We start from the raw sequence: 25,122 nt of genomic DNA on the forward strand, positions 1-25,122 counted from the left end.
ATACTGCTCAAGCCTGAGTCTATCGTGACCGGAATTAGGCATTCCAAGCCTTTTGCCAGCATGGGCAAGATTCTGCCCGTTTCCCGTAAGAGATTGAAATCATAGTTAATGCCCCGGCCCCAACGACCCGGCGCCCGGCCGATTGCGGCAAAAATATGGCAGGAACTTTGCGGCCCTTGCAGGAATGTGGCTTTTCAGGCCGCAAGCGCGCCCATCTTGCGGCGGAAAAATGACCGATCGCAGGGGTGGAATTTGACGTTCGCCGTGAACGGATCCTGGAATTGGTGAAGACAGCAAACCGCATCTGCAAGGACGCGCGCGCCTCATCTGCCGCAGTCAATGTTCACTCCAGTTTCGCAACCGGTCCCGATCCGGCAACGGGCCGCCGGCTAATAATTGACAAAATTAGTAAATTAAATTACCCGCCGCGCTCAAAGGAGTTGCGGATGTTCTACGACCTGGCCAAATTGCGTGCGTTTGCCGCCAATCCTTGCCTGATTGCGGCGGACGGGGCTGAGCTGACTTATGCTGCGCTGGCAGACGCCGCCGCAGAGTTCGGCAGATCGCTGCCGCAAGAACGGCGGCTGATTGCGGTCGAAGCCGCTTCCGATCCCGAAGCCATTATCGCCTATGCGGGCGCCCTGGCTGCCGGCCACGCAGTTATGCCGCTGCCGGCCGCGGACCCCGTCACCGCTGCCCGCCTGGAGGAACGGTTCCGTCCGGCTGCCAGCTTCCGGCGCATGGGCGGAACCTGGCAATTGCTGGCGCACGCGCATGAACCCGCTGAAATCAACCCGGAGCTGACACTGCTGCTGCAGACCTCCGGCAGCACCGGCCACGGCCGCGGCGTACGCCTGTCCGGCACGGCTATGGACACCAACGCCAGCGCTATAGCCCAGTATCTTGAGATCCAGCCCACAGATCGCGCCGCACTGATCCTGCCGCTGCATTATTCCTACGGCTTGTCGGTACTGCACTCGCATCTTGCCGCCGGTGCCAGCCTCTGGCTTGCGCCCGGCTCGGTGCTGGACCCCGGTTTTGCCACAGCGCTGGAGGCCTCCGGCGCCACCAGCCTGGCCGGCGTGCCGCATCATTTCCGCCTGCTGGACAGCGCCGGCCTTTCCCACGCGTTGCCGGAAAACATCAAGACCCTGACCGTTGCCGGCGGCGCCATGGAGCCAGAACAGGTCCGCGCGTGGTCTGCCCGGACGCAAGCCCGCGCAGGCCGCTTCTTTGTGATGTACGGCCAGACCGAGGCCACCGCGCGGATCAGCTACCTGCCGCCGGAGCAGGCCTTGGACAATCCCGGTGCCGCAGGCCGCGCCATTCCCGGCGGGCGTCTGCTGCTGCGCTCGGCTTCGGGCGCAGAAATCACCACCCCGAGGGCGAAGGCGAGCTGATCTATCAGGGCCCGAACGTGATGATGGGCTATGCCGAAAGCCATGCCGATCTGGCCAGAGGCGCCGAACTCAGCGAGCTGGCGACCGGCGATCTGGCCCGCCGCGATGCAAACGGGCTCTACCACATCACCGGGCGGCTATCGCGGATGTCCAAGATTGCCGGCCTGCGTATCGGCCATGACGCCATCGAACGTGCCTTGGCCGCCCAGGGGCATGAGGCCGCGGTTTGGGGTGATGACAGCCGCATTTCGATTGCAATCTGCGGGGCGGAGGATGGCATCGCTGCGATGGCCGCCCAGCTGACCGGCATCGGCCAGCAGCATTTCACCATCCATCCGCGCAAGTCCCTGCCGCGGCGCGCCAATGGCAAGATCGACTATCCGGCCCTGAAGGCGCAATCAGCGCAGCGCAAACCTGCCAGGAATGTGCTGGCAGCCTTTCAGGCCGCCTTTGCGCCGCAGAGCGTGGGCCGAAACGATAGCTTTGCCGCGCTCGGCGGAGATTCCCTGCGTCATGTAGAGCTGTCCCTGGCTCTGGACGAAGCCCTTGGCGGCGCCCCGGCGGGCTGGGAAAACATGCCGATCAGCACTCTTGAGCAGGCCGCCCCGGCGCCCGGCGCCAGCCTGCCTTTCGATCTGGTGGCCCGTGTGGCTGCCATCCTCGCAGTGGTGGTGGCCCACCAGACCCTTTGGCCGGTGTTCGGCGGGGCAGCTGCGATGGTGATCCTGATGGGAATGAGCGTTGCAGGCTTCCGCTGGGAGGCGCTGAAGTCCGGCGACATGCGCAGCTTCTTTAAACCGGTGGCTGCGGTGCTGATCCCCTATTACCTGATCCTTGCAGGCTATGCTGCGGTGTGGGAGCAGGTGCCCTGGGTCTCGGTCTTTCTGGCCGGCAATTTTGCCGTGACAATCCCGGAAACCCACTTGATGCTGCCGTATTTGTACTGGTTCATCGAAGCTTATCTGCAGATGACGCTGCTGGTGGCGTTGCCCTTTGCCGTGCCGCCCCTGCGCCGTTGGCTTGCAAGCCAGGGTGCTTTCCGTACCGGCCTGTGTTTTCTGGCGTTTGCCGTGGCGCTGCGGCTGATCGTGCCGGAAGTCTGGCAAATCGGCGGACGCGCGCAGTTCACCGTGCCGTGGGTTTTCTACCTGTTTGCCTTGGGCTGGTGCATCACCGCCGCCAGCACGCTGCGGCAACGGCTTCTGGTGCTGGGGGCGGCCTGCCTGATCATGCCCGCGGCGGCCTATCTGGGCGGCAACTGGTACGGCGGCTGGATCAAATACATGTGGCTGCTTGCCTTGGTCGCCGGGCTGCTGTTCGTCACCCGCCTGCCGATGCCGCGGTTTGCCGCCCGCCCGTTGATGCGGCTGGCCCAAGCCGCCTTCCCGATCTACCTGCTGCACCGGTTTGTGCCGGAACTGCTGATGCCGATGATCGGGCTCGAGGCCCGCAGCCCGCTGAACGATGCGCTGGCAATTATTGGCGGCCTCGCCCTGGGTCTTGCCGCTGCCGCCGCGCAGCGCCAGCTGATACAGGCTTGGACCAATGCCCGGAACAGAGGTGGCCACGGGAATTCAGACCAGTTGCCAAGGTGGATCGCATGATGAAAGTGACGATCCAATATGACGAAACGCAAGAACCCTTCTCCCGCATTCAAAGCCCAAGTTGCGCTTGAGGCGATCCGCGAGGAGAAGGTACTGGCAGAGTTACCGAAGACGTACGGCGCGCATCCGAACATGATCAGCGGCTGGAAACGGGCTGCGGTTAAGAACATGGCCCAAGCCTTTTCCAAGAGAACCGGCGCTGCGGCCAAATCCAACGGGGCTGAGATCGGCAAACTGCATTCCAAGACCGGCCAGCTTGTGGCTGAACGCGGTTTTTTGAAACGCGCCCGGGATCGTTAAGCAAGGATCGCAGGCAGATGTGCATTGAAAAGGATCATCCGAAGATCAGCGTTCGCCGTCAGTGTCAGATGCTGTCGCCGGCCTGTTCGAACCTGTATCACACGCCCAAAGGCGGGAGCGCCGGGAACCTGCGGTTCATGGCAATCATCCGCCTGCCGGACGGTGAATGGATGACCGGGGCCGTTGGATCGGCAACCGGAGGGTTGTGTCGTCTCCCGATCCGGAAACAACTGTATTGTCGCCCCATCCGCCGTCCATATAGTTGTCTCCATTCCCCGCATCGACCCAATCATCGCCCTGACCGGCATCAAAGTGATCCTTATAGACTGAACCGGTTACGGTGTCGGCACCATCCACTTTGTTGGTCTCATGGAACGCGTCGAGGTCCGCCCAATGCGTATAGACCGTAAAACCGCGGTCCGCGCTGGAAAGGTCGACGGTGTCAGCTTCCTGACTTACGCCAAAGATCTCAATGTTCTTCGTCCAGGGGCCTTGTTGCACAAATCGGGGTTTGACCGTAGTTTCTCTTTCCCCGGACGGACTTACCCCACGGGCCGCGTAACAGGTATGCCAAGCGCAGTGCAGCCGTTCAGCACGGCGATACGGACCTGCAGCTCGGCGACTTGGCGTTCGAAGTCTCGTGCCATCAAGGATTGGCCAAGGAGTTTGATGCAATTCATCCAATCGCCGGGAAAAGGATCCCCCGGATCCTTTTCTGATCCTCCTCATATCTCGACACGGCTCCGGCGGTGGCAGCCGCTTCACCGTCGCCAGACGGCACGGCCCAAGTACTTCGAGGCTCGCAGCGCTTCGTTGCGGGCGACGGCGCCGGGACCCGTTGGTTTCCAAGGCTTTGCGTTCTTGCGTGGCGGTATGACAGCGGCAGCATTTCGGGCAGCGATTGCCTCGTGGCAATTTCTTGTGCCGCAGGCCCCGCCGGCTGTGACCGGCGCGATGTCCTGATCCGCTCCGGTCTGGTCCAGCAGTTCCGGTAGTATGGGGGCGTCGCCGATATTGCTACTGGTGACATCAACCGCCCGAACTTCCAGCGTTTCCTCATCAATTCCCCTCTCGGGATCATGCTGTGCATGACCCTGACGGCAAGGGATGTGTATCTTGCGCCAGATGCGCCGCTTGGAGCCACCCGCTGCCCGGCAGCACATGCATGGCATGTGCGAGAGGGGGGCTTTCGGGCATTCCACTCACCTTCGCCCTCGGCCTTGATCCCGGTGCTGTCCGCTGCCCGGCAGTGCATCACGCAGTGATGTCACGAGAGGGGATCAACAGGTTCAGCGGGCCTTTCCCTCCACGGTAGGGGATAGCCACGTTCAGCTTCCGTCGGCGACGGCACAAGGGGCTGAAGTCCGGGACCGGCCAGTCCAGCCCGACCAGCCGCAGGAGGCTTTCGGCGAACCCAGCCGTCTGTCGCAACGGCATCGCGAACAGCACCTTCATCGTCAGGCAGGTCTGGATTGCGGCATCGCTGAAGCTCGGCTGCCGTCCCGTCGGCGCAGGCCTCCACACCATGTCGGGATCAAACCACACCGTCAGCGAACCGCGCCGCCTTAGTGCCTCATTGTAAGCCGGCCGGTTCGTGGTCTTGTACTTCCTAGCGGCCCAACTGCTCATGGCTCACAGCTAGCATGCTGGTTTCACGCAGTGAATCCCTCGCCCGATTTTTGCAACAAGGCCCTTGCGAGCGGCAATCACGCCGTGGCATTTGCGCGTATCACAGGCCCCGTTTGCGGTCCCTGATCCGATGTCCTGATCAGGCGGGATTTGGTCGAGTAGTTCCGGCAGCATGGGCGCATCGCCGGTATCGCTGGCCGTGACTTCAACGGCGCGGACCTCCAGCGTTTCCGCATCGATCCCCCTTCTCATCGTTTGCGCCGCAAACGACTGCCAGGCAAGGGATGTGTATCTTGCGCCAGATACGGCGCTTCGAGCCGCCCGCTGCCCGGCAGCACATGCATAGCAGGTGCGACAGGGGGCTTGCGGGCGTTCCATTCGCCCTCTGCCTTGATGCCTGTGCTATCGGTCAGCAAGTTCAGCGGGCCGCTGCCGCCGAGATAGGGCAAGCTCACGTTCAACGTTTTTTGACGGCGGCTCAATGTGCTGAAACCGGGTGCGGGCCAGTCCCATCCGGCCAGGCGCAATAGACTCTCGGCGAACCCAGTTGTCTGCCTCAGTGGCATACCGAAAAGAACTTTCATGGATAGACAGGTCTGGATCGCGGCATCGCTGAACTGGCACTGGCGGCCGCGCCTGCCGGTCGGCGGCGGTGTTCAAGTCATCTTGGGATCAAACCAGATCGACAACGATCCACGTTGCTTCAACGCGCCATTGTAAGTCGACCAGTTCGTGGTCTTGTACCTCGTGGGGGATCAACTGCTCATGCCACCCAGCTGTCACGCTGGATTCACACAGTGAACCCCTGACCCGATTTGTGCAACAAAGCCTTCCGGACAGGATCGGCAGCAGGTTTGGCAACTGCCCTCTCATCCCGGAACTTTGCAGCGCCAGTTTCTGTCGCGCGATGGCTTTTAGGCGGGGAGCATGATCAAAACCGAGCAGATGGCAGCAAGCAAATCCAACCGCGCTCTGACCATGACTGTCCACATACTGGCGTTGGATTTCCATATCGGTGCAATGCCGCAGAACACCGTCAATCATTGCCGCCGCCCCAGATGAAGAGCAGCGCTTCAGTTGAGAATAAACACAGGCCGCCTAGCGTTCGGCATGCCAGTAAATCATAGCACCGCGCCCACCATTGCGGGCATGCCGTTCGGTCATCAGGTTCCGAACTTGGCGGAATCCGCCGCACAGGCTGTTCCCGCATCACGGTTTGAACCCAAACATCCAATGTACCTTTGGCACGATGAACGTCTATGATGGCCTTCAACTTGGCCGCTCCGGAGATAGGAAGGACCTCTTGCGCAAGGGGCGGTTATACATGTTGCGCAAAATCGGCAGATAGCCCGGTTTCTGAGTTCAATATGTAAAATTTCCTCTCCCTTTTTGGAACTGTAAATCACTCGCCACAAAACCAGCGCAAGCCGTGCGCCCTGACCAATGCAGGCGGTCCTGCACTGGCAGCACGGGCCCTTCCCCCCTCGCTGACTGCGCTATTGTGCGGCAGGAAAACCGCATGCCCTTTGGAAACCGTTGCATTGTGAACTCGTTCACAGGAAAGTTCCTGCAACTGGGATATAGGCCGCAAATTCCCCGGCAGAGCGGGTATTGGCTGATTGCGCGGCCGGGCGTGGCAGCGAACAAAACAATGATGCGGACAGGCGGCAAAACCGCCCGGAAGGAGTGACTAGAATGCGTTGGAGCAGATCCCTTGCCCTTGCGGGCGGTATTGCCGCCCTATCCGCGGCCGCCGCGGCACAGGAACCGCTGAAGCCCGTGAAACTGCTGCAAACCTCATCGGACTCCCTGCTGCTGGAGCGGCAGTTTTTCGGCCAGGTTGCCGCCAAACAGACGGTTGATCTGGCCTTCCAGGTCAGCGGGCAGATCCTGAAATTCCCGGTCACCGAAGGCGGCTCTGTCGCGCAGGGCGGGCTGATTGCCGAACTGGATCTTGAGCCGTTCGAACTGCAGCTGGAACAGGCGCAGCTGCGCAAGGAACAGGCCGACCGCACCGTGGTGCGGCTGGAAAAGCTGAGCGGCACCGTCAGCCAGGTCTCGATTGACGACGCCGAGACCGAGGCAGGCCTGGCCCGTGTCGCCCTGCGGGATGCCGACTATGCGCTTGGCCATGCAACCCTAAATGCCCCGTTTGATGCGCTGGTCTCCAGCCGCGAGGTGGAACAATTCACTACCGTCAGCGCCGGCACCCCGATTGTGCGGCTGCACGACATGTCCGAACTGCACATCAAGGTGGACGTGCCCGAGGTTCTGTTCCAGCAGGCCGATCAAAGCGATGTGCTGACGATTGTGGCCAAATTCCCCGGCCAGGACACAGACTATCCGCTGGAAATTCTGGAATTCGACGCTGAGGCCAGCAGCGTCGGCCAGACCTACCGGGTGACCTTCCGCCTGACCCCGCCCGACGACCGCCAGATCCTGCCCGGCGCTTCGGCCACGGTGAATGTGCGCGTTGACACCGGCGATGCGGCGATCCGGGTGCCCGGCACCGCGCTGGTCGCCGCTGCCGATGGCAGCACCGGGGTGATGGTGTTTGCCCCGGCAGGCGCCGTGGACGGCACCGTCACCTGGACCCCGGTGAAGGTTGAAGCGACCCAGAACGGCGACTTCCGGATTGCGGACGGCCTCAGCGGCGGCGAAGAGATCGTGCTGACCGGCGGCACCGCGCTGAAAGACGGCCAGCAGGTCAGCCGCTTCACCGGCTTCGGCAACTGAGGGCGGGCGCATGGACATTGCACGCGGGTCGATCAACCGGCCGCTTTACACCTGGCTCATCATGCTGGCGGCATTGCTTGGCGGGATCTGGGGCTTTTTGAACCTGGGCCGCCTGGAAGATCCGGCCTTTACCATCAAATCCGCAGTCATCGCGACCCAGTACCCCGGCGCCAGCAGTGCCCAGGTGGCGCTGGAAGTCTCGGAACCACTGGAATCCGCGATCCAGAAAATGGGCGAGGTGAAACTGATCACCTCAGTGAACCGGCCCGGCTCTTCGCTGATCGAAGTGGAGATGCAGGACACTTACGACGGCACCGAACTGCCTGCGATATGGACCAAACTGCGCGCCGAGGTCCGCGATGCGGCCCGCGCCCTGCCCGATGGCGTCAGCCAGCCTTACGTCAATGACGGCTTTGGCGATGTGTTCGGCCTGTTCTACGCGGTCACCGCCGAGGGCTTCACCGACGCCGAAAAACACGAGCTGGCCACCTACCTGCGGCGCGAGCTGCTGACGGTCGACGGAGTGGCCGATGTGGAAATCACTGGCCTGCCGCCCGAGGCCGTCTTTGTCGAACCCAAAATGGCCGTTGCGGTCAACCAGAACATCCCGTTTGACGCCATCGGCAGCGCCTTGGCCAATGCCAATTCGGTCCGCCCGGCCGGCAGTCTTGATGCCGGGTCGGCGGACACCCGGTTCAGCGCCCCGGAAGGCTCGGACTCGGTCACGGAAATTGCGGGCCTCACCATCGGTTCGCAGGGCGAAGTGGTCAATGTGATCGACATGGCCGACGTTCACCGCGGCCGCATCAGCGACCCGGACCTGCTGATCCGCTTCGACGGGGTTGAGGCCTTTACCCTGGGCATTGCCGGCCTTGCCACCGAAAACATCGTCGAAGTGGGCCGGAACGTCGACGCCAAACTGGCCGCATTGGACAGCCGGATCCCCTATGGCGTGGATCTGAAACCGATTTACCAGCAGCATGTGGTGGTCGATCAGGCCTCAAACGACTTCCTGGTCAACCTGGCGATGTCGGTCAGCATCGTGGTGGTGGTCCTGGCCCTGTTCATGGGCTGGCGCGCCGCTGTTGTTGTCGGGTCCACCCTGCTGCTGACCGTGGTCGGCACGCTGTTTTTCATGAACATGTTCTCAATCGAGATGGAGCGCATTTCACTCGGCGCGCTGATCATCGCCATGGGGATGCTGGTGGACAATGCCATTGTGGTTGCCGAGGGGATGCAGATCTCGATGCAGCGCGGCAAAACCTCGCGCGAGGCCGCGCATGACGCTGCATCAAAAACCCAGATCCCTCTGCTGGGTGCTACTGTCATCGGCATCATGGCTTTCGCCGGCATCGGCCTCAGCCCTGATTCAACGGGCGAATTCCTGTTCTCGCTGTTTGCAGTCATCGCGATTTCACTGCTGCTCAGCTGGCTCCTGGCGCTGACCGCAACGCCGCTGCTGGGGCATTATTTCTTCAAACAGGGCAAGGACGGCGGCAGCGATGCCTACAGCGGCCTTCTGTTCCGCACCTATGGCAAGATCCTGGCGTCGGCGCTGAAACTGCGCTGGCTGGTGGTGGCCGGGCTGGCGGGCATCACCGTGGTTTGTTTCATCGGCTTTGGTCAGGTGAAACAGCAGTTCTTCCCGGACTCAAACACACCGCTGTTCTTTGTCCACTACAAGCTGCCGCAGGGCACCTCGATCCAGACAACGTCCCAGCACCTGAAGGTGTTCGAGGACTGGCTCGCCGAACGCGATGATGTGGTCTCCACCGCCTCTTTCTCCGGCCAGGGTGCCACCCGTTTCATGCTGACCTACTCGGCCGAAAAACCGAATCCCAGCTACGGGCATCTGATCATCCGCACCGAAACCCTGGATGCGATCCCGCCGCTGCAGGCCGAACTCGAAGCGTTCGGCCAGGCGCAGTTCCCCGAGGGCGAATTCCGCACCAAGCGACTGGTGTTCGGCCCCGGCGGCGGCGATCCGATCCAGGTGCGTTTTTCCGGCCCCGACCCGCGCGTGCTGCGCCGGCTGGGCGAGGAAGCCATTCAGCGGCTGGAAGCGGCCTCGGCCAATATCCTGATCCCGCGCCACGACTGGCGCGAACAGGAACCCGTGCTGAAACCGGCCTATGCCAACGACCGGGCGCAAACCGCCGGCGTCACCCGCGAGGGCATCGCCGACGCGCTGCAGTTTTCCACCGACGGGCTGCAAGTGGGGGTGGTCCGCGAACGCGACCGGCTGATCCCGATCATCGTGCGCCTCGCACCGCAGGAGCCCTACAATATCTATGATCAGGTGGTTTTCTCCTCCTCGGCCGGCAAGTTCGTGCCGCTGGAACAGATGATCGACGGCGTTGATGTGATCATGGAAAACACCCTGGTGCACCGCCGCGACCGGCTGCCGACCCTGACCGTCGGCGCCGATATCCCGCCGGATCAGACCGCCGCCACCGTTTTTGCCGAAGTGCAGGACACCATCGAGGCAATGGACATCCCGCTGGGCTACCTGATGGAATGGGGCGGCGAGCATGAAAGCTCGGGCGATGCCAACGAATCCCTGGGCAAACAGCTGCCGGTGACGCTGCTGATCATGGTGCTGATCTCGGTGCTTTTGTTCAACGCGATCCGTCAGCCGGTGATCATCTGGCTGTTGGTGCCGATGTCCGTGAACGGCGTGGTGATCGGGCTTCTGGGCACCGGCTTCCCCTTCACCTTCACCGCCCTCCTGGGGCTGCTCAGCCTGTCGGGGATGCTGATCAAAAACGGCATTGTTCTGGTCGAGGAAATCGACCTGGTGCGCGAAACCGGCCTGCCCCTGCGCGAAGCCATCGTCGAGGCTTCGGTATCGCGTCTGCGCCCCGTAATGCTGGCGGCGGTGACCACGATCCTTGGCATGGCGCCGCTCCTGACCGATGCCTTCTTTGTGTCGATGGCGATCACCATCATGGGCGGCCTGGCCTTTGCCACCGTGCTTACCCTGGTGGCCGCGCCGGTGTTCTACCTGATCTTCTTCCGCGGGGTGGAGAAACAGGAAATGGCGGGGGTTTAACCCTCCGCCATCTGCAAACCGGGGCCAGGGTCAGGCCCGCCGCCTGATCCTGCTGGGCCGCTTACTATAAGCGGCCCGCCCTACCCTGCCAGATCCTCCAGCGCGCCGGGGATCAGTTCTTCCCAGAATTCTGCCATCTCACCGGCCAGCAGCGCCGCAGCCCAGCCCCGGTTGCGGAATTCCTCGCGGTCGATCTCTGTTTCCAGGCGGCTCAGGAACAGCCGTTTGTCGGCATCCCGCTGGGTCGGTGAGCGCCCGGCGGCCAGGTCCCGAATCCGCTCCAGCCGCTGCGCCCGCAATGATCGCTCCCGCGCCTTGACTGCATCCTCTGCCGCCGCAAGCCGGGCCGCCTCGGCGTCTGCCGCACGGCGCGCCTCTGCCGCCGCCAGCACCTCGGGCGGCAGCGCCTTTGCGGTCTCCGCGGGCGTATCCTTGTAATCATCGCGCAGCGCCGCGCTCAGATAGCGCACCGGGCTGTCCACGCCCTTTTTACTTTTCAGATAGCCGACCTTCTCGGCCACGTAATCCTCGCCGTGCTCGGCAATCCACTGCCGCGCCAGCCGGTCGCTGACGCCGAGGCCGATCAGCTGGGTGTAAACAGCCCCCTGCCGCACCCCTGCCCCGTCATCAATGTCCAGCATCGCCAGCTGCGGGTTCTCCTTGATCAGAAACCGCACCTCGGCCACCTGCCGGCCCATTTTTTTGAATTCCGGCGTCAACAGGATGTTCGAGGTCTTGTTCACCTCCGCCACCGCCGGCTTGATGATCTTGGCATTCAGATGCTTGAAGCTTTCGTAATAGGCGCTGCCATCCACCCCCATCAGGCGGCGGAACAGCGCAATGTCCCACCAGCCGGTCGAGCCGGTGCGCACAAAGCGATAGCAGTTTTCATACAGCGCCAGCGCATGGCCGGAGGTGAACCGGCGCTGAATATTCAGATTGATCAGCGCAAAGACCTTGGGGTCATGCAGCTTCTCCGCCAGCGCCGGAGAATAGGCATATTCGCACACGCCCCCCGCCAGCTTGGCATAGGACAACAGCGAACTGACCCCCCATTCCTGCCGCCCCTGCTCATCCAGCATGTCCCATTCCGCCACTGTCTCTGCCAGGCTGCGCAGCGACTGCTTCAGCGTCTCCATATCATTGGAGTTATAGCCCACCATCATGCACAGCGTCTGCGCATCGATCTGGTGCTTGGGCTTGGTGATCAGCGTGTCATAGGCATTCAGCAGCAGCACATTCGACAGCTTGCGCTGCAGCAGCGTCAGCTTGCCGGACACATGAATGGCCGCCACGTTCTTCTTCACCGACCCCCGGCGCAGCGGGCCTGTCAGCTTGTTGTGCGGGATGTCTTTGGCGTCCATCGCCCTGCCCTCCTGCCCCCTTGCCGGTCTTTGCGACTCTGCGGGGCCTGCTTTGGCGGTACTATGACTTAAAAGGAACCCGCGCTCAATCCTGCATTGGGGACCCATTTACGGGAAAGTCTCGTCCCGCAAACGGGTACCTTTCTGAGAACATCCCGGTTTCAGGCGCCATTCTACGCTGGTTTCCACCGTTTTCCGGCTATTATGGATCCGGAAACCGCCTGATTTACGGCATGCGAGTCGCGGGTGCCTGTCTTCCTGCGAATCGGGGCCCTTGCTCCCGCAGACGGGTACCAATGCTCCTGCAAACGGGTTCCATTGATACTGAATACAGGTCCCCAAAGATACATAAGAGATTGAAATATTTCGGTATTTTGAACCCAAAGATTCTAAACTGAATCAAAGATTCACAACATTTCAACTTGTTTGTGCCATAGTAGATTTGGGGAAAAGCTTACATATATCCGCGGGATACGGACGGCAGCGGAAAACAGATGCGTTGCCAGAATATGATTCACACTCTTCCCTGGATGTGCCACAAAAGCGGTGATAACACGCCAAACAGGCGATATACCCGAGGCACCCGTCACATGGCAAAAAAACCTGACACCCCCCTGCCCCCCTATTTCAACCTGGATCCGGAAGCGGCGGCGGCCAAGCTCGGCGAGCTTGTCGATACCGCAAGATTTGCCAAGGCGGCAGCTTTCGCAGGCCGCGGACGCGACGACTTGGCAAAACGCGGCTATGCCCCCGACGGGCGCAAACGCTTGCGTAGCTTTTCCACATGGGAGGTCTGCCGCTATCTGATCCCGGTCGCCCCCGCCCACCTGCGCCGGGTGCTGAACAAAAACCCGGACCTGCCCCAGGGCGAGGGCGCCAGCGGCTCGCGCTGGTTCACCCTGGAAGACGTGCTGAAGCTGCGCGACCATTTCGCCGAAGAAGGCATCAGCACCAAGGAATACCGCCCCTACCGCCCCGAAGGCCTGCCCGCCAAGGTGGTGGCCGTGGCCAACTTCAAGGGCGGCGTCGGCAAAACTTCGACCGCGGCGCATCTGGCGATGTCGGCAGCCCTTGACGGCTACAAGGTGCTGGTGGTCGATCTGGACAGCCAGGGCTCGATGACCTCGATCATGGGCGGCCAGGTGGCGGATGAATGGCAGACCGTTTTCCCGCTTCTGGCCCGCGACTACGCCGAGGCGGTGGAGGCTGAAAACAAGGTCCGCGCCGCCTCCGGCCTTGACCCCATTCCGTTGGACGAAACCCTGACCGAAGCGCGGGAGGTTTCGCTGCGAAACGTGGTGCAGAAAACCCACTGGCCCAACATCGACCTGATCGGCGCCCAGCTGAACCTCTACTGGGCCGAATTCCAGATCCCGGTCTGGCGCATGGGGTTGCGCAACTGGGCACTGTGGGACGCGCTGACCAATGCGCTGGATCAGGGCGGCGCGCTCGACGACTATGACATCGTGCTGCTGGATACCCCCCCTGCCCTCGGCTACCTGACCATCAACGCCCTGGCCGCCGCCGACATCCTGATGGTGCCGCTTGGCGCTTCGTTTCTTGAGTTCGACTCGACCGGCCGGTTCTTCGACATGCTCTATTCCACATTCGCCTCGATCGAGGACGGCGAAAACGCCGGCCGCCGCCGCGCGGGCCTGCCGGAGATGAAGTTCGAATGGGACGTGGTGCGCGCCCTGATCACCCGGTTCGACGCCAGCCAGCAGACCGATCTGGCCAATGTGATCCAGGCCTATTTCGGCGATATGATGAACGCCTACCGGCAGGATTACACCGCCATGGTCGGCCAGGCCGGCGAAAGCGTGTCGGGTATTTACGAGGCGGATTACCGCAACTTCAACCGCGATACTTATGTGCGCGGCCGCGAGGTGTTCGACCGCACCTATGCGGAATTCAAGGAACTGCTGATCGGCAGCTGGTGGCGCGATCAGCAGATGCAGCAGGCAGAAGCACACACTGAGGAGAGCGAAGATGGCCAGACGCAGACAGCTTGAGACCCCCTCGCCCGAGGCATTGAAGGAGATCGAAGCAGGCATTGACCGCGACCTGTCGCGCGGCCCCGGCCTGCGGCCTCCGATTGCCGATGTTGTGGCCGATGCCGCCCGCCACGCGGACCCGATGCCGCAGGCCGACCGCGAGGCAGCAGCCCGTGACAAGGCAGACGCCGAACGCCTGCGCGACGCGACCAGCAAAGGGCTGGTGGCGGTGGAAATCCCGCTGGAAGAGATCACTGCAGACGCCCTGAACCGCGACCGGATCGTGCTGGACGAGGAAGAAATGCAAGAGCTGATGACCTCGGTTTCGGTCAATGGGCTGCGCCTGCCGATCGAGGTGTTCGAGCCGCTCAACCCCGAAGACGCAGGCAAATACGCGCTGGTCTCCGGCTATCGCCGCCTGACTGCCCTGCGCCGCCTGAACGGGCTGAGCGGCGGCGAACGGTTCCAGACCATCCCGGCGTTTATCCGCGAGCCCGGCAGCCTTGCAAATGCGCTGGTTTCAATGATCGAGGAAAACGAAATCCGCTCGGGCCTCAGCCAGTACGAACGGGGCAGGGCGGCGGCCTCGGCGGTGCATGACGGGGTGTTCCCGACGGTGGACGAGGCGGTCGCGGTGCTGTTTCAGAATGCCTCCAAGGCCAAACGCTCCAAGATCCGCTCCTTTGCCCTGATCCACGAGGAACTGGGCGATATGCTGTCCTATGCAACCGGCCTCAATGAACGCCAATGCCTGCGTCTGGCTGCCGCCTTGCGGAGCGGCTGGGCTGACCGGTTGCGGACCGCGCTGGAGCGGGCCGAGGGGCGCTCGGCGGCTGAGGAATGGGAGGCCATGCTGCCGATGGTTGAGGACGCTGAAGGCGCCCCGCAGGACCCCAGCCGCGGCGGACGTCCCAAAACCGCGCAAAAGGTGGAGCGCACCCGCAAGACCCGCGTCGCCAGCGGCATTACAATCGAACGCGAATACGGGCCCGGCGGCTATGCTATCCGGTTCTCCGGCGGCGAAGTGACGGCTGAACTGGTTGATGCAGTCATGGACAATGTGCGCCACCTGCTGGAGCACGGCGGATAGGGCCGGGCGCAGATCCCGGTTTCGCTGCGAAACCCCGGCCTGGCTGGGCCGGGGTTTTCCATTTCCGCTATGCCTTTTGCCATGCCGGCAGTGCGATAATTCCACAGGTTTCGCAGCGAAACCTATGCCGTATCAGCCGGCCAGCCGTTTAGCCCACAGCAGAGGCGTTTCAAAATTATACATCACCAGCTGCCCGTCCCCGGTCAGCTCCATCCGGTTGACCAGGCCGACCTGTTGCAGGAAATCCCGCTCGGCGATCATCGCTGTTTCGCCGCACAGCCCGCCGCCGATCTGAAGCGGCGAAAACATGATGTTCTGCAGGTCCGGCCCGAAGGTTGTGGTGAAACTTCTGCAGGGGCTGGAGCCGTAAAGCGTGCCGCCGTCGAAATCAAACCGCAGGTCTTCGAATTCCGTCAGATCGACGTCCTGGACTTTTTGCACAATCCAGGCGCCGTCAAAGCTTTCTGCTGTGGTGGAAGCCATTGAAATTTCTCCGTTGTGTCCGGTCGCGGTGTCAGAGGCAAATGAACACACCGCCAGCCCGCCGCCGCACAGGCCTGCAAGCACCGCAAGCATTGCGGCCCGCGCCGGGCGCAATCCCGTCATTCGGCTGAATCGGTTGGCTGGAAAGTCATCAGCGTCCCACCTTGATGCATGTACCGACCGAGTGTGCGCAGCCGGAGGCAATTGACAAGAAAAAAATCTTGCTGGAATCCGGGTTCCATGCGACGCTTGAAGGCAATAGGAGCTAACGCTCTAGTTTTAAACAGTTTTTTAACTCAGGAGCTGCCCATGCCTCTTGATGGATCTGCCGCAAAAGAAATCAAGCAACAGATGGCGATTGCGAAGAAACGCGCGCTGTCCTTCGGATTGTGCTTTGGCAAGAAAATCGAAAACTCGATCTTTCTCACCCATAAGACCAAGGCCGCCAAGGTTCTGGGCAAGCAGGCCAAGTCCGACGGCGAGACGCCGCAGTTCACCTTTGGGACGCTGACGCTGGACGGCAAGGAACTGTCGCTGTCAGTCGAGGGCAAGATCGTGCCGGGCATGGCGCGCAAGGCCAAGAAGATGTTTATGGTGGTGGGGCTGAAATACAAGATCCTCATTCTGGACCCCAGCGGAAATGTCGTCGAGTCAGAGGAGGATGACGACGACGGGGAGGCCGCGGACGACGGCCCGCAGGCGGCTCCGGCGGCCAGCGGCGATACCGTCACCGAGGATCCGGCAGATGCGCCGGCAGCGCCTTCGGCTGAACCGGATCCGGCGGAAGCCAAATGGAAAACCACCTCCGCCAAGGTTGAGGCCAATCTGGCCAAGCTCCGGGATATTGCCGGCATTGATCTGTCCAAGGCTGACGCGCTGTGGACGGCGATTCAGGCCAAAGCGGAGGGCAGCGGTTATGCGGCGGCGCTGGAGCATGTCGCGAAGCTGTCCGCCGAAATGAAAACCGCAGCCCAGGAGGCAGCAGCCGGGGCCAAACGGCAAACCCTGCTGGAAGGCAAATGGCAGCAGGCCGCGGGCAAACTGGAGCCGCTGATCACCGAGGTGCTGGCGCTCAACACGCCGCAGTCGGCAAAAATCGAAAACGTCTGGACCCAGATCAAGGCCCGGGTGGCGGCCACGCCGCCGGATTATGAGGGCGCGCTTAAGGCGGTCGGGCCGTTGGCCCAGGCCATTTCCAAGGCCCGTAAAGCCGCGGCCGAAACTGCCGGAGACGACGCGGCACCGGCCAGTGCCGAAGCGGCATCGGCAGGGGAGGGGGATACCGTCACCGCCGCCAAACCCGACGCCCCGGCCAAGACGCCGGAACAGGCTGCACCGCCGTCGGATGACGCCGGCGGTGATACAGCGGACGCTGATCTGGCCAACCAGATCGCCCGAATCGAGGCGGCACTGAAGACGCTGCGCGACGGGCCGGTCAAGACCTACAACACCCTGGTGCCCGAGGCCGTCAGCCAGACCCCTGACAAGTGGAAAGCCGCGCTTGATAAGGTCGAAGCACTGGCCGCGCAGGCCAAGGCAAAACCCGAAGACGCCAATGGCGCCAAACTGGATGCCGGGGAAAAGGCACTGGATGCGTTGGAAAAGGCGGTTGCCGCCGACACCGGCGCCAAGACCGCTTTTCAGAAAGCGTTGGAGATTTTCGATCTGCGGCTGGTGCCGTTGACCAGCCACCCCAAGGCTGCGGCGCCCGAGATTGCGCCGGAAATCACCCGGATTGACGGGCTGCGCACTGCCGCGGTTGACAAGGCCAAGGCCCATGATCTGAAAACCGCCACAGATGATCTGGCCGCCGCCGAGACCGAAATTGCCAAGGCCGAGGTTCTGGCCGATGATTTTGCGCATTTCATGGCGCTTGACCCGGACCGCAAGGCGCTGGCTGATGCGGCCCGCGGTGTCTCGGTCGGCGATCCGGCGATAGATGACGCGGCGCGCGAAATGGAGCGTCTGTATGACGCGGCGCAGGTGGACAAGGCCGCGAAGAAGTTCAAGGACGGCGTCAAGAAACTGGATGAAATTGCAGTTGCTTATGCCAGGACTGCCAAGGTCCGGGCGCTGCGGAAATCCTATGACGACGGGCGCCCGAAAGCAAAACAATGGGTTGATCACTGGGCCGGGCTGGCCGCAGCGGTCAAAGCCCTGCTGACGGCGAAACTGACCGAGCTGGGTGATTTCTATACGGATTCAGATGTTGCCACGACCAAGGATTACGCAGAATCCCTCAAGAAACTCGGGAAGTTCTGGTCGCTGCGCGCGTTCTTGGAAACCGAAATCCCGGTTGTTCAGCAATATGCGCCCAAGCTGACCGCCTTTGAGGCCAAGCTGAAGGACTTCAAGGACCACGACGGTGCCTCGGGCATTCAGGTCATCATTCTGAAAATGGAGGCGGATCTTGCTTCGGCCAAATCTGAAGCCGTCCTGCACAAATACTCTACCGCGCTGGCTTTGCTGGATGCCACCCAGGGCGATTGGCCCGCAGCCACGGCGCAGGCGGATGCCTGCAAGGCCTATAAGGACAAACGGGTGGCGGTTCAGGGCAAGATCGACCCGCTGAAGAATGTGGCCCAGGCGGCCCCGATGCTGGAGGATGCCAAGGCGCTGATGGCTGAGGCGGCGGCAGCAGCGCTGAAGCTGGATTTCACCACGGCAAACACCTGTGTGGCAGACGCGGAAAAACGGGTGGACAGCGCCAAGGCGGCGGCGGAAGCCTCGGTCGAGCTGGACGGGATGACCGATACGGCAGCGCTTGATGATTTGAAAAAGAAATGGGACCCGGCGTTCAAAGTCTTTACCGATATCCGCGACAAGGTTGTTGCGGCGGATGCGGGCAATGATTTCACCGCGCTGATCGCCAAGGCGCAACTGCCTGCGGCGGAGGCGGAAACGGCCAAGAAAGCTAAGAAATACGACGATGCCAGGGCGCATCTGGACAGTGCCATTGCAAATCTGAAGATGGCCATGGTGCTGGTTCATCAGCATCGCGCCTATGGCGAGCTGAAGACCTCGCTGGCGGCACAGGCCGCTGCTTTGGCGCCGCTGAACGATGCCGCCTGCCTGCAGCCGCATCTGGATGACATCACCCGGCTGACCGGGGAGGCGGATGATCTGATCAAGCCGGAGGGTTATGATTACAAGGGGGCGGAGGCCAAAATCGCGGCGGCGCGCAAGATGGCAGAGCAGGCCCGCGCCGACGGCGAGCTGTACAAGACCATCAAGGCGGACCGGGCCAAGGCCACCGCAGTGATCGGCAAGATCACCACCGAAGGCGGCGCGGTTGAAACCCAGCTGACCCATCGCAAGACCGAGATCCAGGACTTGCTGGATGAAAGCACCACCAAGCAGACCGCGCGGGACTTCCAAGGGGCAGCGGACAAGGCCAAGGCCGCTGCGGGCTGGGAAAAAGCCACGGATGAGGATCTGAAGACGCTGAAGACGGTACTTGGCTGGGAGAACCAGTATTTCGTTGTGCCCCGCGCGGCGCTGATCGGGCCGGGCAACGAGGCCGGTGTGCATCAGATCGCGCGGGCGGATGCGGATTTCGCCAAATACGAGGCGGCAAAGGCGGCGCATACCTATTCGGCTGCCAAAGGCATGTTCGAGAAGGCCTATCAGAAAATCACCGCGTGCCAGCGCCTGATTGCGGCGGCGGCCCCGTACAACCAGGCTGTCATTGATGCGCAGGCGGCGGTGGATGCGCTGGCACCGGAACGCAACGATGCCACCAAGGACCGGATCAAGGCAGTGGCGGACCGGCTGACCGCGGCCAAGCTGGATACAACCAGGACCGATCTGGGCGAGAATGATTATTCCCAGGCAATCAAGCTGCTGAAGCAGATCACCGATGACGCCAAGGCGCTGCTCACCGCAATCCAAGGCTCGTCCGCCTATGAACCCGCGCGGGCCGCGGCTGAGGCCAAGCTGGCCGAGGCAAAGGGGCATAAGCACGCCGATGCGATCGCGGCACAGCTGACCCGGCTGACTGCAAAATACGATAATCTGGTCAAGCTGGCGCCAAGCGATTACGCAACCGCCAAGACCATGGCCGAAGAGGTGACAGCCTCGGCTGAGGAGGCGATCAGCTCGGCCAATACCCATAGCATACTGGAGGCGGTGAATTCGGCCATTGGCGGCGATGAGGACAGCGCCCCCTGGTGGCCGCAGGTGCAGGCGGCGAAACTGTCGATCAAGGTGGTCGGCAGCCGTGAAAACGCCGCCGTGGCCAAGCCGCATCTGGATACCGCCAATGCCGAGATTGAAAACTGCGGCAAGGACGGGCTGGACGCCAAAACCGCCAAGGGCCATTTGCTGGCCGCCTTGGAGGCCTGCAACACGGCGGATGAGGTGATCTCGCAATACGGGTTCATCGAACAGGAAATCACCCGCGCCCGCGCCGCGTTGGTTCCGGTCACCGGTCACGGCGAAGCGGCTTATGTGAAGGATGAGACCGACGCGGTTGAAAAACTGCTGGCTGATGCCGAGGCCGCCGCCAAGGGCGGGCAGAATTATGCCAAGGTCAGTACGGGCATCGAGGCGGCGATTGCCCAGACCAAAGCTGCGCTGGAGATGGCGGAACAGCACAAGGCATACAAGGACCTGCGCGCCAAACCGGAGGTGGAGCCGCGGCTGGCTGTGCTGGAAGGGCATGAGCACCGCTATGCGATCAAGCCCAGCATCGACACCATGCGCAAGAAACTGGCGGATGCCGCTGCGGCAGTGGCCGGCAAGAAACCGGGCGATGCCATCAAGCTTCTGGAAGAGGCGCGTGCCATCGGCACCAGCGCCTTTGTGATGGCGGAAATGCGGGCCAACACGCCGCCCACGGACAAAGACATCAAGGAAATCCTGTCGCGCCCCAATGGCACAGACGAGCTGGACGCGATGATCGACAACCTGGAGCCCGAGGCGCAGCGGGCAGTGGTCAAAGTGGCCTTCAAGGCGCGTTTTGGCTGCGATATCAAGAACTTCAACAATGAGAATCTGGCGCCGGCCACGGAAATAGCCGATGCCAATCTGAAGGGGCCGAATATTGTCGCCTTCTACAAGGCGATGCAGGATCTGCCGCTGGATCACACGCTGAACAATGACTCGCTGCAGAAGTTCGCGGTCAATGAAGCTGCGAAAGGCGGCTCAATGTATCAGGGCAATGAAAAGCGGATTGTGATGCATGAAGGCGATGCGGGCACGTCGTCCAATTATGCCTTTGGCAGCGAGGATGCGGTGGGCAGCCTGGATGATGCCGCCACCCCGGAAGAACGCGCCGAGCTGGAAAAATGCAAACCGGCGAACGAGGAGCCTGTCACGTTTTTCAACTGGAACACCCTGCATGAGGTCGGCCATGCGGTTGACGACAAACAAAGCTTCATGAAAAGCAACGGCGGCAAAAAGGAATACGGCGGCTGGACCGAACACGGCATGGACATCGCTGCCATCGCTGAGAAAATTGCCGCCAAATTCAGCTATGACAAGGCCTATGCCACCGAATATATGGCGCATAACAAAGGCGCGCATGTGCCGGACAAGCCGGCCGATGAGACCTGCACGGACGAGGAATGGGAAAGCCGCCGCATCAAGATGCAGGCGCATATCGACATGGCGTCCGAACCGGCCCAGCCCTGGTCCAGCATGGCAATTGCCAAGAAGATCGAAATCGGTGGTGTCGTGTATCAGGAAAGCTATCCGAACACCTGGAATTCCTATCTGCTGGGCGAGCGGGCCAAGGGGATCACCGGCTATCAGTTCCGCGCGCCGGGGGAATGGTTCTCGGAGCTGTATGCCGCCTATCATTCCGGCAAGCTGAAGCCGAACCACCCGGCGGTTGGCTGGCTGGCCAAACTTTGATCCGTTGATCTGATCCATTGAAAGGCTGTTGACCGATGTCGCTTTTTCACCCCGTCAATCTGGTGTGCCCGCAATGCGAGGCCCGGTAACCATGATGGCCGTGGGCAGTGTGAACGCCGACCGCCGCCCCGATCTGCGGGACGAAATACTGGAAGACCGGTTTCAGGATGTGACCTGCGATGCCTGCGGCGAGAGCTTCCGGCTGCAGCCGCAGTTCAACTATCTCGATGCCGGCCGCGGCCAGTGGATCGCGGCGATGCCTGCCAGCCGCCTGCGGGATCATCTGGAGATTGAGGATGAGGCCGGGGCGCTGTTTGACACCAGTTATGGCGCAAACGCTCCGGCGGCGGCGCGGGATGTGGGCAGCGGGCTGGCGGTGCGGCTGACTTTCGGCTGGCCGGCGGTGCGGGAAAAGCTGCTGGTCAGGCAGCTGGGGCTGGACGACGTGATTGTCGAAATGATGAAGCTGCACATCCTGCGCAGTGTTGAATCGGTGCCGATGGCCGAGGGCATAGAGCTGCGTCTGGTGAATACGGACGAAGACAGCGATGGCTATGTCTTTGCCTGGCTGGAGACCGCATCGGAGAAATACATCGAATACATGACCGTGCCGGCGGAGCTGTACAGGGTGATCGAGGGCAACCCGGAGGGCTGGGAGGCTATCCGCAAGCGGCTTGATACCGGGCATTTCGTGGATATGCAGAAGCTGTACATGGGGGAGGGGCGCCCGGCGGAATAGGTTTTCCGCGCGCGGCGCACCGGTTTAATGTCAGCCTGCTTTAATACCCGCCTGCTCCAGCGGCGTAAATCTGCCTTGAAGGCTGGGCAAATGGCGGGCCTCTGGGAATGCACCCGCCAGTCACCGGTTCAGCGCGGTGTCAGCCGCGGGCGACGTTGATCACCTGCATCTGGGTGTATTCCGCCAGCCCCTCGACGGATTGTTCCACCCCAAGGCCGGAGCCTTTGAAGCCGGCCATCGGGATATGCGGGCCGATATTCAGCTGCTGGTTCACCCAGATGGTGCCGGATTCAATGCGGGTGGCGACGTCAACCGCCTTGGCGGTATCGCCCGAATGCACCGAGCCGCCCAGCCCGTAGTCCGAGGCATTGGCGCGGGCGACCACATCATCAATGTTGTCAAAGCGGATCACCGGCAGGATCGGGCCGAACTGCTCCTCGTCGACGATTTTCTGTCCGTCTGTCACATCGCGCACGATTGTGGGATGCACGAAATAGCCGGGGCCGTCCTTGGGGCTGCCGCCGGCAATGATTTGGCCGCTGGCGCGGGCGTCCTCCAGAAAGCCCTTGATCTTGTCGAACTGGGCTTTGTTCTGGATCGGGCCGATGGTTGTGCCCTGTTTCATGCCGTCATCGACCACTGCCTGTTCGGCAAGGGCGGCCAGTTCGGTGCAGAACGCCTCGTAAATGTCGCTGTGCACATAGGCGCGTTTCACCGCCAGGCAGACCTGCCCGGCATTAAGAAAGGCACCGCCATAGACCTTTTCGGCAGCGGCCTTCACATCCACGTCGGGCAGCACGATGGCGGGATCGTTGCCGCCCATTTCCAGCGTCACCCGTTTCATGGTGTCCGCAGCGCTGGCCATGATCCGCTTGCCGGTTTCCGACGAGCCGGTAAAGCCGATTTTGGCCACATCCGGATGCGCGGTCAGCTTGGGGCCAAGGTCGTTGGCGTCGGTGATGATGTTGACCAGTCCGGGCGGCAGGATACGGGCGCAGATCTCGCCCAGCTTCAGCGCCGTGACCGGGGTGGTCGGCGCGGGCTTCAGCACGATGGCATTGCCGGCCATCAGCGCCGGCCCGATTTTCCAGCAGCACAGCAGCAGCGGAAAGTTCCAGGCGATGATCCCCGCCACCACGCCGAGCGGTTTGTGGCGGGTCTCAATCCGGAATTCGGCGTCGTCCTGGATTATGCGGTCGGGCAGCTCCAGCGTGGCGGTATGGCCCAGATAGCCCTGCGACCAGGCAACCTCGCCCTGGGCCTCGGGCAGCGGTTTGCCCTGCTCCAGTGTGATCAGCCGGGCCAGTTCGTCTGCCTCCTCGCCGATGGCGGCGGCCAGTGCTTCCACCTTGGCGCGGCGTTCGGCCATCGGGGTGTCTGCCCATGCCTGCTGGGCGGTTTTGGCGGCGGAAACGGCCTGGTTCAGCTGCGCCTCGGAAGCATGCGGCACGCGGGCAAAGACCGCTTCGGTTGCCGGGTTGATAACCTCGATCATCTGTTCCGACGAAACCTGTTCGCCGTTGATGAGCATGCGGTAGTCCATTGGTGTTCTCCCTGTTTATGTGTCTGCGTTGTTGGATTGAAATAGAGAAGCATCGCCCGGCGGCAGGGTGACGCGTTCGCGGCCGGTGAAGGCCGGGGTTTGCAGCAATGCCTTGCCCCTGCCGCCGGTTCCGGCGCGGGCCAGCAGGCCGGTGAAATGCGCTGCCGCGAGGCTGGCGCCGCGTACCGGCGTGCCGGGGCCGCCGGGACAGGCGCCGTAGCGCGCGCCGGGCAGGTCGAGCTGCGACCATTGGCCGGGGGCGCAGCGGGCGTCGCCCTGCACCGAATGAACGCCGATGCAGGCGGCGGGGTAGACCGGCGCGCCGCGGGCCGGGGCGGAGGCGACCAGCAGCTTGCCTGCCTGCAGCACCGCCGCCACAGCCTCAACCAGCTCTGGGCTGGCACTGGCATGGCCAAAGGAGCAGTGGACGATCTGCGCCTTGGAACAGGCGGCGTGGTGCAGGGCCTTGGCCACGGTGGCGAGGGACGTGGCGAGGCGGCCGGGAAAGATGGTGAGGTTGAGGATTTGCACTGCGGGTGCATTGGCGCGGATGGCGGCGGCCATGTAACCGGCGTGTTGCGCTGCCGGGCTTTCGGCGGCGCGGGGATGAAGTTCGCAGAAATCTGTACGGGCGGCGAGGCCAGGGGTGTCTGCAGCCAGCGGGCCGTCGATCAGGGCAATCAGCGGGGCAGGGGTCATGGGTCGGCCTCGTCCAGAGTGATCTCCATGTCGAATTTCCCGCCAGCCGCGGCGCCGCCATGGGCGGTGATGATGCGGGTGGAATGCGGGAAACTCTTGTCGATATGGGTGAGGATCCGGGCGGCGGCGGCGGGGTCGACCTCGGACAGGGCCTCGTCCAGGATCAGGATATCAAAGGGCGTGAGCAGGGCGCGCAGCAGGCAAAGGCGCTGGCGTTCGCCGCCCGACAGCGTCAACCCGCTTTCGCCCAGCATCGTGTCAAGACCGTCTGCACTGCGGAAGCGTTCGGCCAGGCCGAACAGATCCAGCATTTGCCAGACATGGGGTTCACTGCCGGGGCTGGCCCAGAAGGCGCGGGATTGAAACAGGTTATCGCGCAGGCTGGCGTGCAGGGTCAGCGGGCGCTGGCCGGCATAGGCCACACGATCGGGCAGAGTGGCGCCGCCAAGCTGGCCCAGGTCCGCGCCGCCAAGTGTGATGCGCCCGGACAGGGGCTGCGCCCGTCCGCAAAGCACCGCGATCAAAGAGGTTTTTCCGGCGCCGCTGGCGCCTTTCAGGGCCAGTTTGGTGCCTTGGGGGATGGTGAGGGTCAGCGGGCCAAGCGGTGCTGCCTGACCACGGGAGACGGTCACA

General features: G+C 62.5%; 15 protein-coding genes and 3 pseudogenes. 9 read left to right on the top strand and 9 right to left on the bottom strand.

Translation table 11 applies throughout. From position 1 onward, the window contains the following. The first annotated feature begins 446 nt into the window (after nucleotides 1-446). Genes ETW23_RS26355 through ETW23_RS22150 form a run of 3 tightly spaced genes read left to right on the top strand, consistent with a single transcriptional unit; the run spans nucleotide 447 to nucleotide 3,304 of the window. The gene (locus tag ETW23_RS26355; RefSeq protein WP_254695243.1) at nucleotides 447-1,400 is read left to right on the top strand and encodes an AMP-binding protein; all 954 of its coding nucleotides are present in this window, start codon (nucleotides 447-449) and stop codon (nucleotides 1,398-1,400) included. 20 nt (nucleotides 1,401-1,420) lie between these two features. Next, the gene (locus ETW23_RS26360) at nucleotides 1,421-3,004 is read left to right on the top strand and encodes an acyltransferase family protein (RefSeq protein WP_254695244.1); all 1,584 of its coding nucleotides are present in this window, start codon (nucleotides 1,421-1,423) and stop codon (nucleotides 3,002-3,004) included. A gap of 18 nt (nucleotides 3,005-3,022) precedes the next feature. After that, on the top strand, nucleotides 3,023-3,304 hold the full coding sequence (locus ETW23_RS22150; protein WP_134831459.1) for a hypothetical protein: 282 nt from the start codon (nucleotides 3,023-3,025) through the stop codon (nucleotides 3,302-3,304). Nucleotides 3,305-3,448: 144 nt separating this feature from the next. On the opposite strand, the gene ETW23_RS22155 is transcribed toward ETW23_RS22150, so the two are convergent. From ETW23_RS22155 to ETW23_RS22170, 4 genes and pseudogenes are all read right to left on the bottom strand, one after another. Next, nucleotides 3,449-3,805: a hypothetical protein gene (locus ETW23_RS22155; RefSeq protein ID WP_134831460.1), complete on the bottom strand. Its 357-nt coding sequence runs from the start codon at nucleotides 3,803-3,805 to the stop codon at nucleotides 3,449-3,451. Between the two features lie 41 nt (nucleotides 3,806-3,846). Then, nucleotides 3,847-4,933 (bottom strand): annotated as a pseudogene (locus ETW23_RS22160) (IS5 family transposase). Nucleotides 4,934-4,999: 66 nt separating this feature from the next. Next, nucleotides 5,000-5,640 (bottom strand): annotated as a pseudogene (locus tag ETW23_RS22165) (IS5 family transposase); the annotation flags it as partial. Between the two features lie 184 nt (nucleotides 5,641-5,824). Then, nucleotides 5,825-6,144, bottom strand: a pseudogene (locus ETW23_RS22170) (Tn3 family transposase); the annotation flags it as partial. Nucleotides 6,145-6,628: 484 nt separating this feature from the next. Between ETW23_RS22170 and ETW23_RS22175 the strand changes: the two are divergent. Both ETW23_RS22175 and ETW23_RS22180 read left to right on the top strand, forming a co-directional pair. After that, nucleotides 6,629-7,669, top strand: coding sequence for an efflux RND transporter periplasmic adaptor subunit (locus tag ETW23_RS22175; RefSeq protein ID WP_134831461.1), 1,041 nt, complete (start codon nucleotides 6,629-6,631; stop codon nucleotides 7,667-7,669). A 10-nt stretch (nucleotides 7,670-7,679) separates the two neighbouring features. Beyond that, nucleotides 7,680-10,721 carry an efflux RND transporter permease subunit gene (locus ETW23_RS22180; protein ID WP_134831462.1) on the top strand — a complete coding sequence of 1,014 codons (3,042 nt, stop codon included), beginning with the start codon at nucleotides 7,680-7,682 and terminating at the stop codon, nucleotides 10,719-10,721. An 80-nt stretch (nucleotides 10,722-10,801) separates the two neighbouring features. Here ETW23_RS22180 and ETW23_RS22185 read toward each other — a convergent pair whose 3' ends face one another. Beyond that, on the bottom strand, nucleotides 10,802-12,085 hold the full coding sequence (locus tag ETW23_RS22185) for a replication initiation protein (RefSeq protein WP_134831463.1): 1,284 nt from the start codon (nucleotides 12,083-12,085) through the stop codon (nucleotides 10,802-10,804). Nucleotides 12,086-12,675: 590 nt separating this feature from the next. Between ETW23_RS22185 and ETW23_RS22190 the strand changes: the two genes are divergently transcribed. Together ETW23_RS22190 and ETW23_RS22195 are read left to right on the top strand one after the other, a co-directional pair. Further along, entirely contained in the window at nucleotides 12,676-14,097 is a 1,422-nt protein-coding gene (locus ETW23_RS22190) for an AAA family ATPase (RefSeq protein ID WP_134831464.1), read from the top strand. Beyond that, entirely contained in the window at nucleotides 14,075-15,169 is a 1,095-nt protein-coding gene (locus ETW23_RS22195; RefSeq protein ID WP_134831465.1) for a ParB/RepB/Spo0J family partition protein, read from the top strand. Before ETW23_RS22190 ends, ETW23_RS22195 begins: the two co-directional genes overlap by 23 nt. A 132-nt stretch (nucleotides 15,170-15,301) precedes the next feature. Here ETW23_RS22195 and ETW23_RS22200 read toward each other — a convergent pair whose 3' ends face one another. After that, nucleotides 15,302-15,652, bottom strand: coding sequence for an META domain-containing protein (locus tag ETW23_RS22200; protein ID WP_167738193.1), 351 nt, complete (start codon nucleotides 15,650-15,652; stop codon nucleotides 15,302-15,304). A gap of 309 nt (nucleotides 15,653-15,961) precedes the next feature. On the opposite strand from ETW23_RS22200, the gene ETW23_RS22205 reads away from it, so the two are divergent. Further along, a complete protein-coding gene (locus ETW23_RS22205) occupies nucleotides 15,962-21,508 on the top strand; it encodes a hypothetical protein (RefSeq protein ID WP_134831467.1) in 5,547 nt (1,848 codons plus the stop codon). A 73-nt stretch (nucleotides 21,509-21,581) separates the two neighbouring features. Next, nucleotides 21,582-22,247 (top strand): CpXC domain-containing protein, encoded by a 666-nt coding sequence (locus tag ETW23_RS22210; protein ID WP_254695245.1) that lies wholly within the window; start codon nucleotides 21,582-21,584, stop codon nucleotides 22,245-22,247. A gap of 139 nt (nucleotides 22,248-22,386) precedes the next feature. Here ETW23_RS22210 and ETW23_RS22215 read toward each other — a convergent pair whose 3' ends face one another. Genes ETW23_RS22215 through ETW23_RS26365 form a run of 3 tightly spaced genes read right to left on the bottom strand, consistent with a single transcriptional unit; the run spans nucleotide 22,387 to nucleotide 25,121 of the window. Further along, nucleotides 22,387-23,790 carry an aldehyde dehydrogenase family protein gene (locus ETW23_RS22215; protein ID WP_134831468.1) on the bottom strand — a complete coding sequence of 468 codons (1,404 nt, stop codon included), beginning with the start codon at nucleotides 23,788-23,790 and terminating at the stop codon, nucleotides 22,387-22,389. A 15-nt stretch (nucleotides 23,791-23,805) separates the two neighbouring features. Next, nucleotides 23,806-24,489, bottom strand: coding sequence for a hypothetical protein (locus ETW23_RS22220; RefSeq protein ID WP_134831469.1), 684 nt, complete (start codon nucleotides 24,487-24,489; stop codon nucleotides 23,806-23,808). Further along, nucleotides 24,486-25,121: an ATP-binding cassette domain-containing protein gene (locus ETW23_RS26365; protein WP_254695246.1), complete on the bottom strand. Its 636-nt coding sequence runs from the start codon at nucleotides 25,119-25,121 to the stop codon at nucleotides 24,486-24,488. Before ETW23_RS26365 ends, ETW23_RS22220 begins: the two co-directional genes overlap by 4 nt. Nucleotide 25,122: the final 1 nt, after the last annotated feature.

Origin of the sequence: Leisingera sp. NJS201, assembly GCF_004535885.1 — a bacterium.
In the GTDB taxonomy this organism is placed as follows: domain Bacteria; phylum Pseudomonadota; class Alphaproteobacteria; order Rhodobacterales; family Rhodobacteraceae; genus Leisingera.

Coding starts and splice junctions, on each gene's coding strand:
- ETW23_RS26355 (WP_254695243.1), top strand. CDS start 447: ATGTTCTACGACCTGGCCAAATTGCGTGCGTTTGCCGCCAATCCTTGC.
- ETW23_RS26360 (WP_254695244.1), top strand. CDS start 1,421: ATGATGGGCTATGCCGAAAGCCATGCCGATCTGGCCAGAGGCGCCGAA.
- ETW23_RS22150 (WP_134831459.1), top strand. CDS start 3,023: ATGACGAAACGCAAGAACCCTTCTCCCGCATTCAAAGCCCAAGTTGCG.
- ETW23_RS22175 (WP_134831461.1), top strand. CDS start 6,629: ATGCGTTGGAGCAGATCCCTTGCCCTTGCGGGCGGTATTGCCGCCCTA.
- ETW23_RS22180 (WP_134831462.1), top strand. CDS start 7,680: ATGGACATTGCACGCGGGTCGATCAACCGGCCGCTTTACACCTGGCTC.
- ETW23_RS22185 (WP_134831463.1), bottom strand. CDS start 12,085: ATGGACGCCAAAGACATCCCGCACAACAAGCTGACAGGCCCGCTGCGC.
- ETW23_RS22190 (WP_134831464.1), top strand. CDS start 12,676: ATGGCAAAAAAACCTGACACCCCCCTGCCCCCCTATTTCAACCTGGAT.
- ETW23_RS22195 (WP_134831465.1), top strand. CDS start 14,075: ATGGCCAGACGCAGACAGCTTGAGACCCCCTCGCCCGAGGCATTGAAG.
- ETW23_RS22200 (WP_167738193.1), bottom strand. CDS start 15,652: ATGGCTTCCACCACAGCAGAAAGCTTTGACGGCGCCTGGATTGTGCAA.
- ETW23_RS22205 (WP_134831467.1), top strand. CDS start 15,962: ATGCCTCTTGATGGATCTGCCGCAAAAGAAATCAAGCAACAGATGGCG.
- ETW23_RS22210 (WP_254695245.1), top strand. CDS start 21,582: ATGCGAGGCCCGGTAACCATGATGGCCGTGGGCAGTGTGAACGCCGAC.
- ETW23_RS22215 (WP_134831468.1), bottom strand. CDS start 23,790: ATGGACTACCGCATGCTCATCAACGGCGAACAGGTTTCGTCGGAACAG.
- ETW23_RS22220 (WP_134831469.1), bottom strand. CDS start 24,489: ATGACCCCTGCCCCGCTGATTGCCCTGATCGACGGCCCGCTGGCTGCA.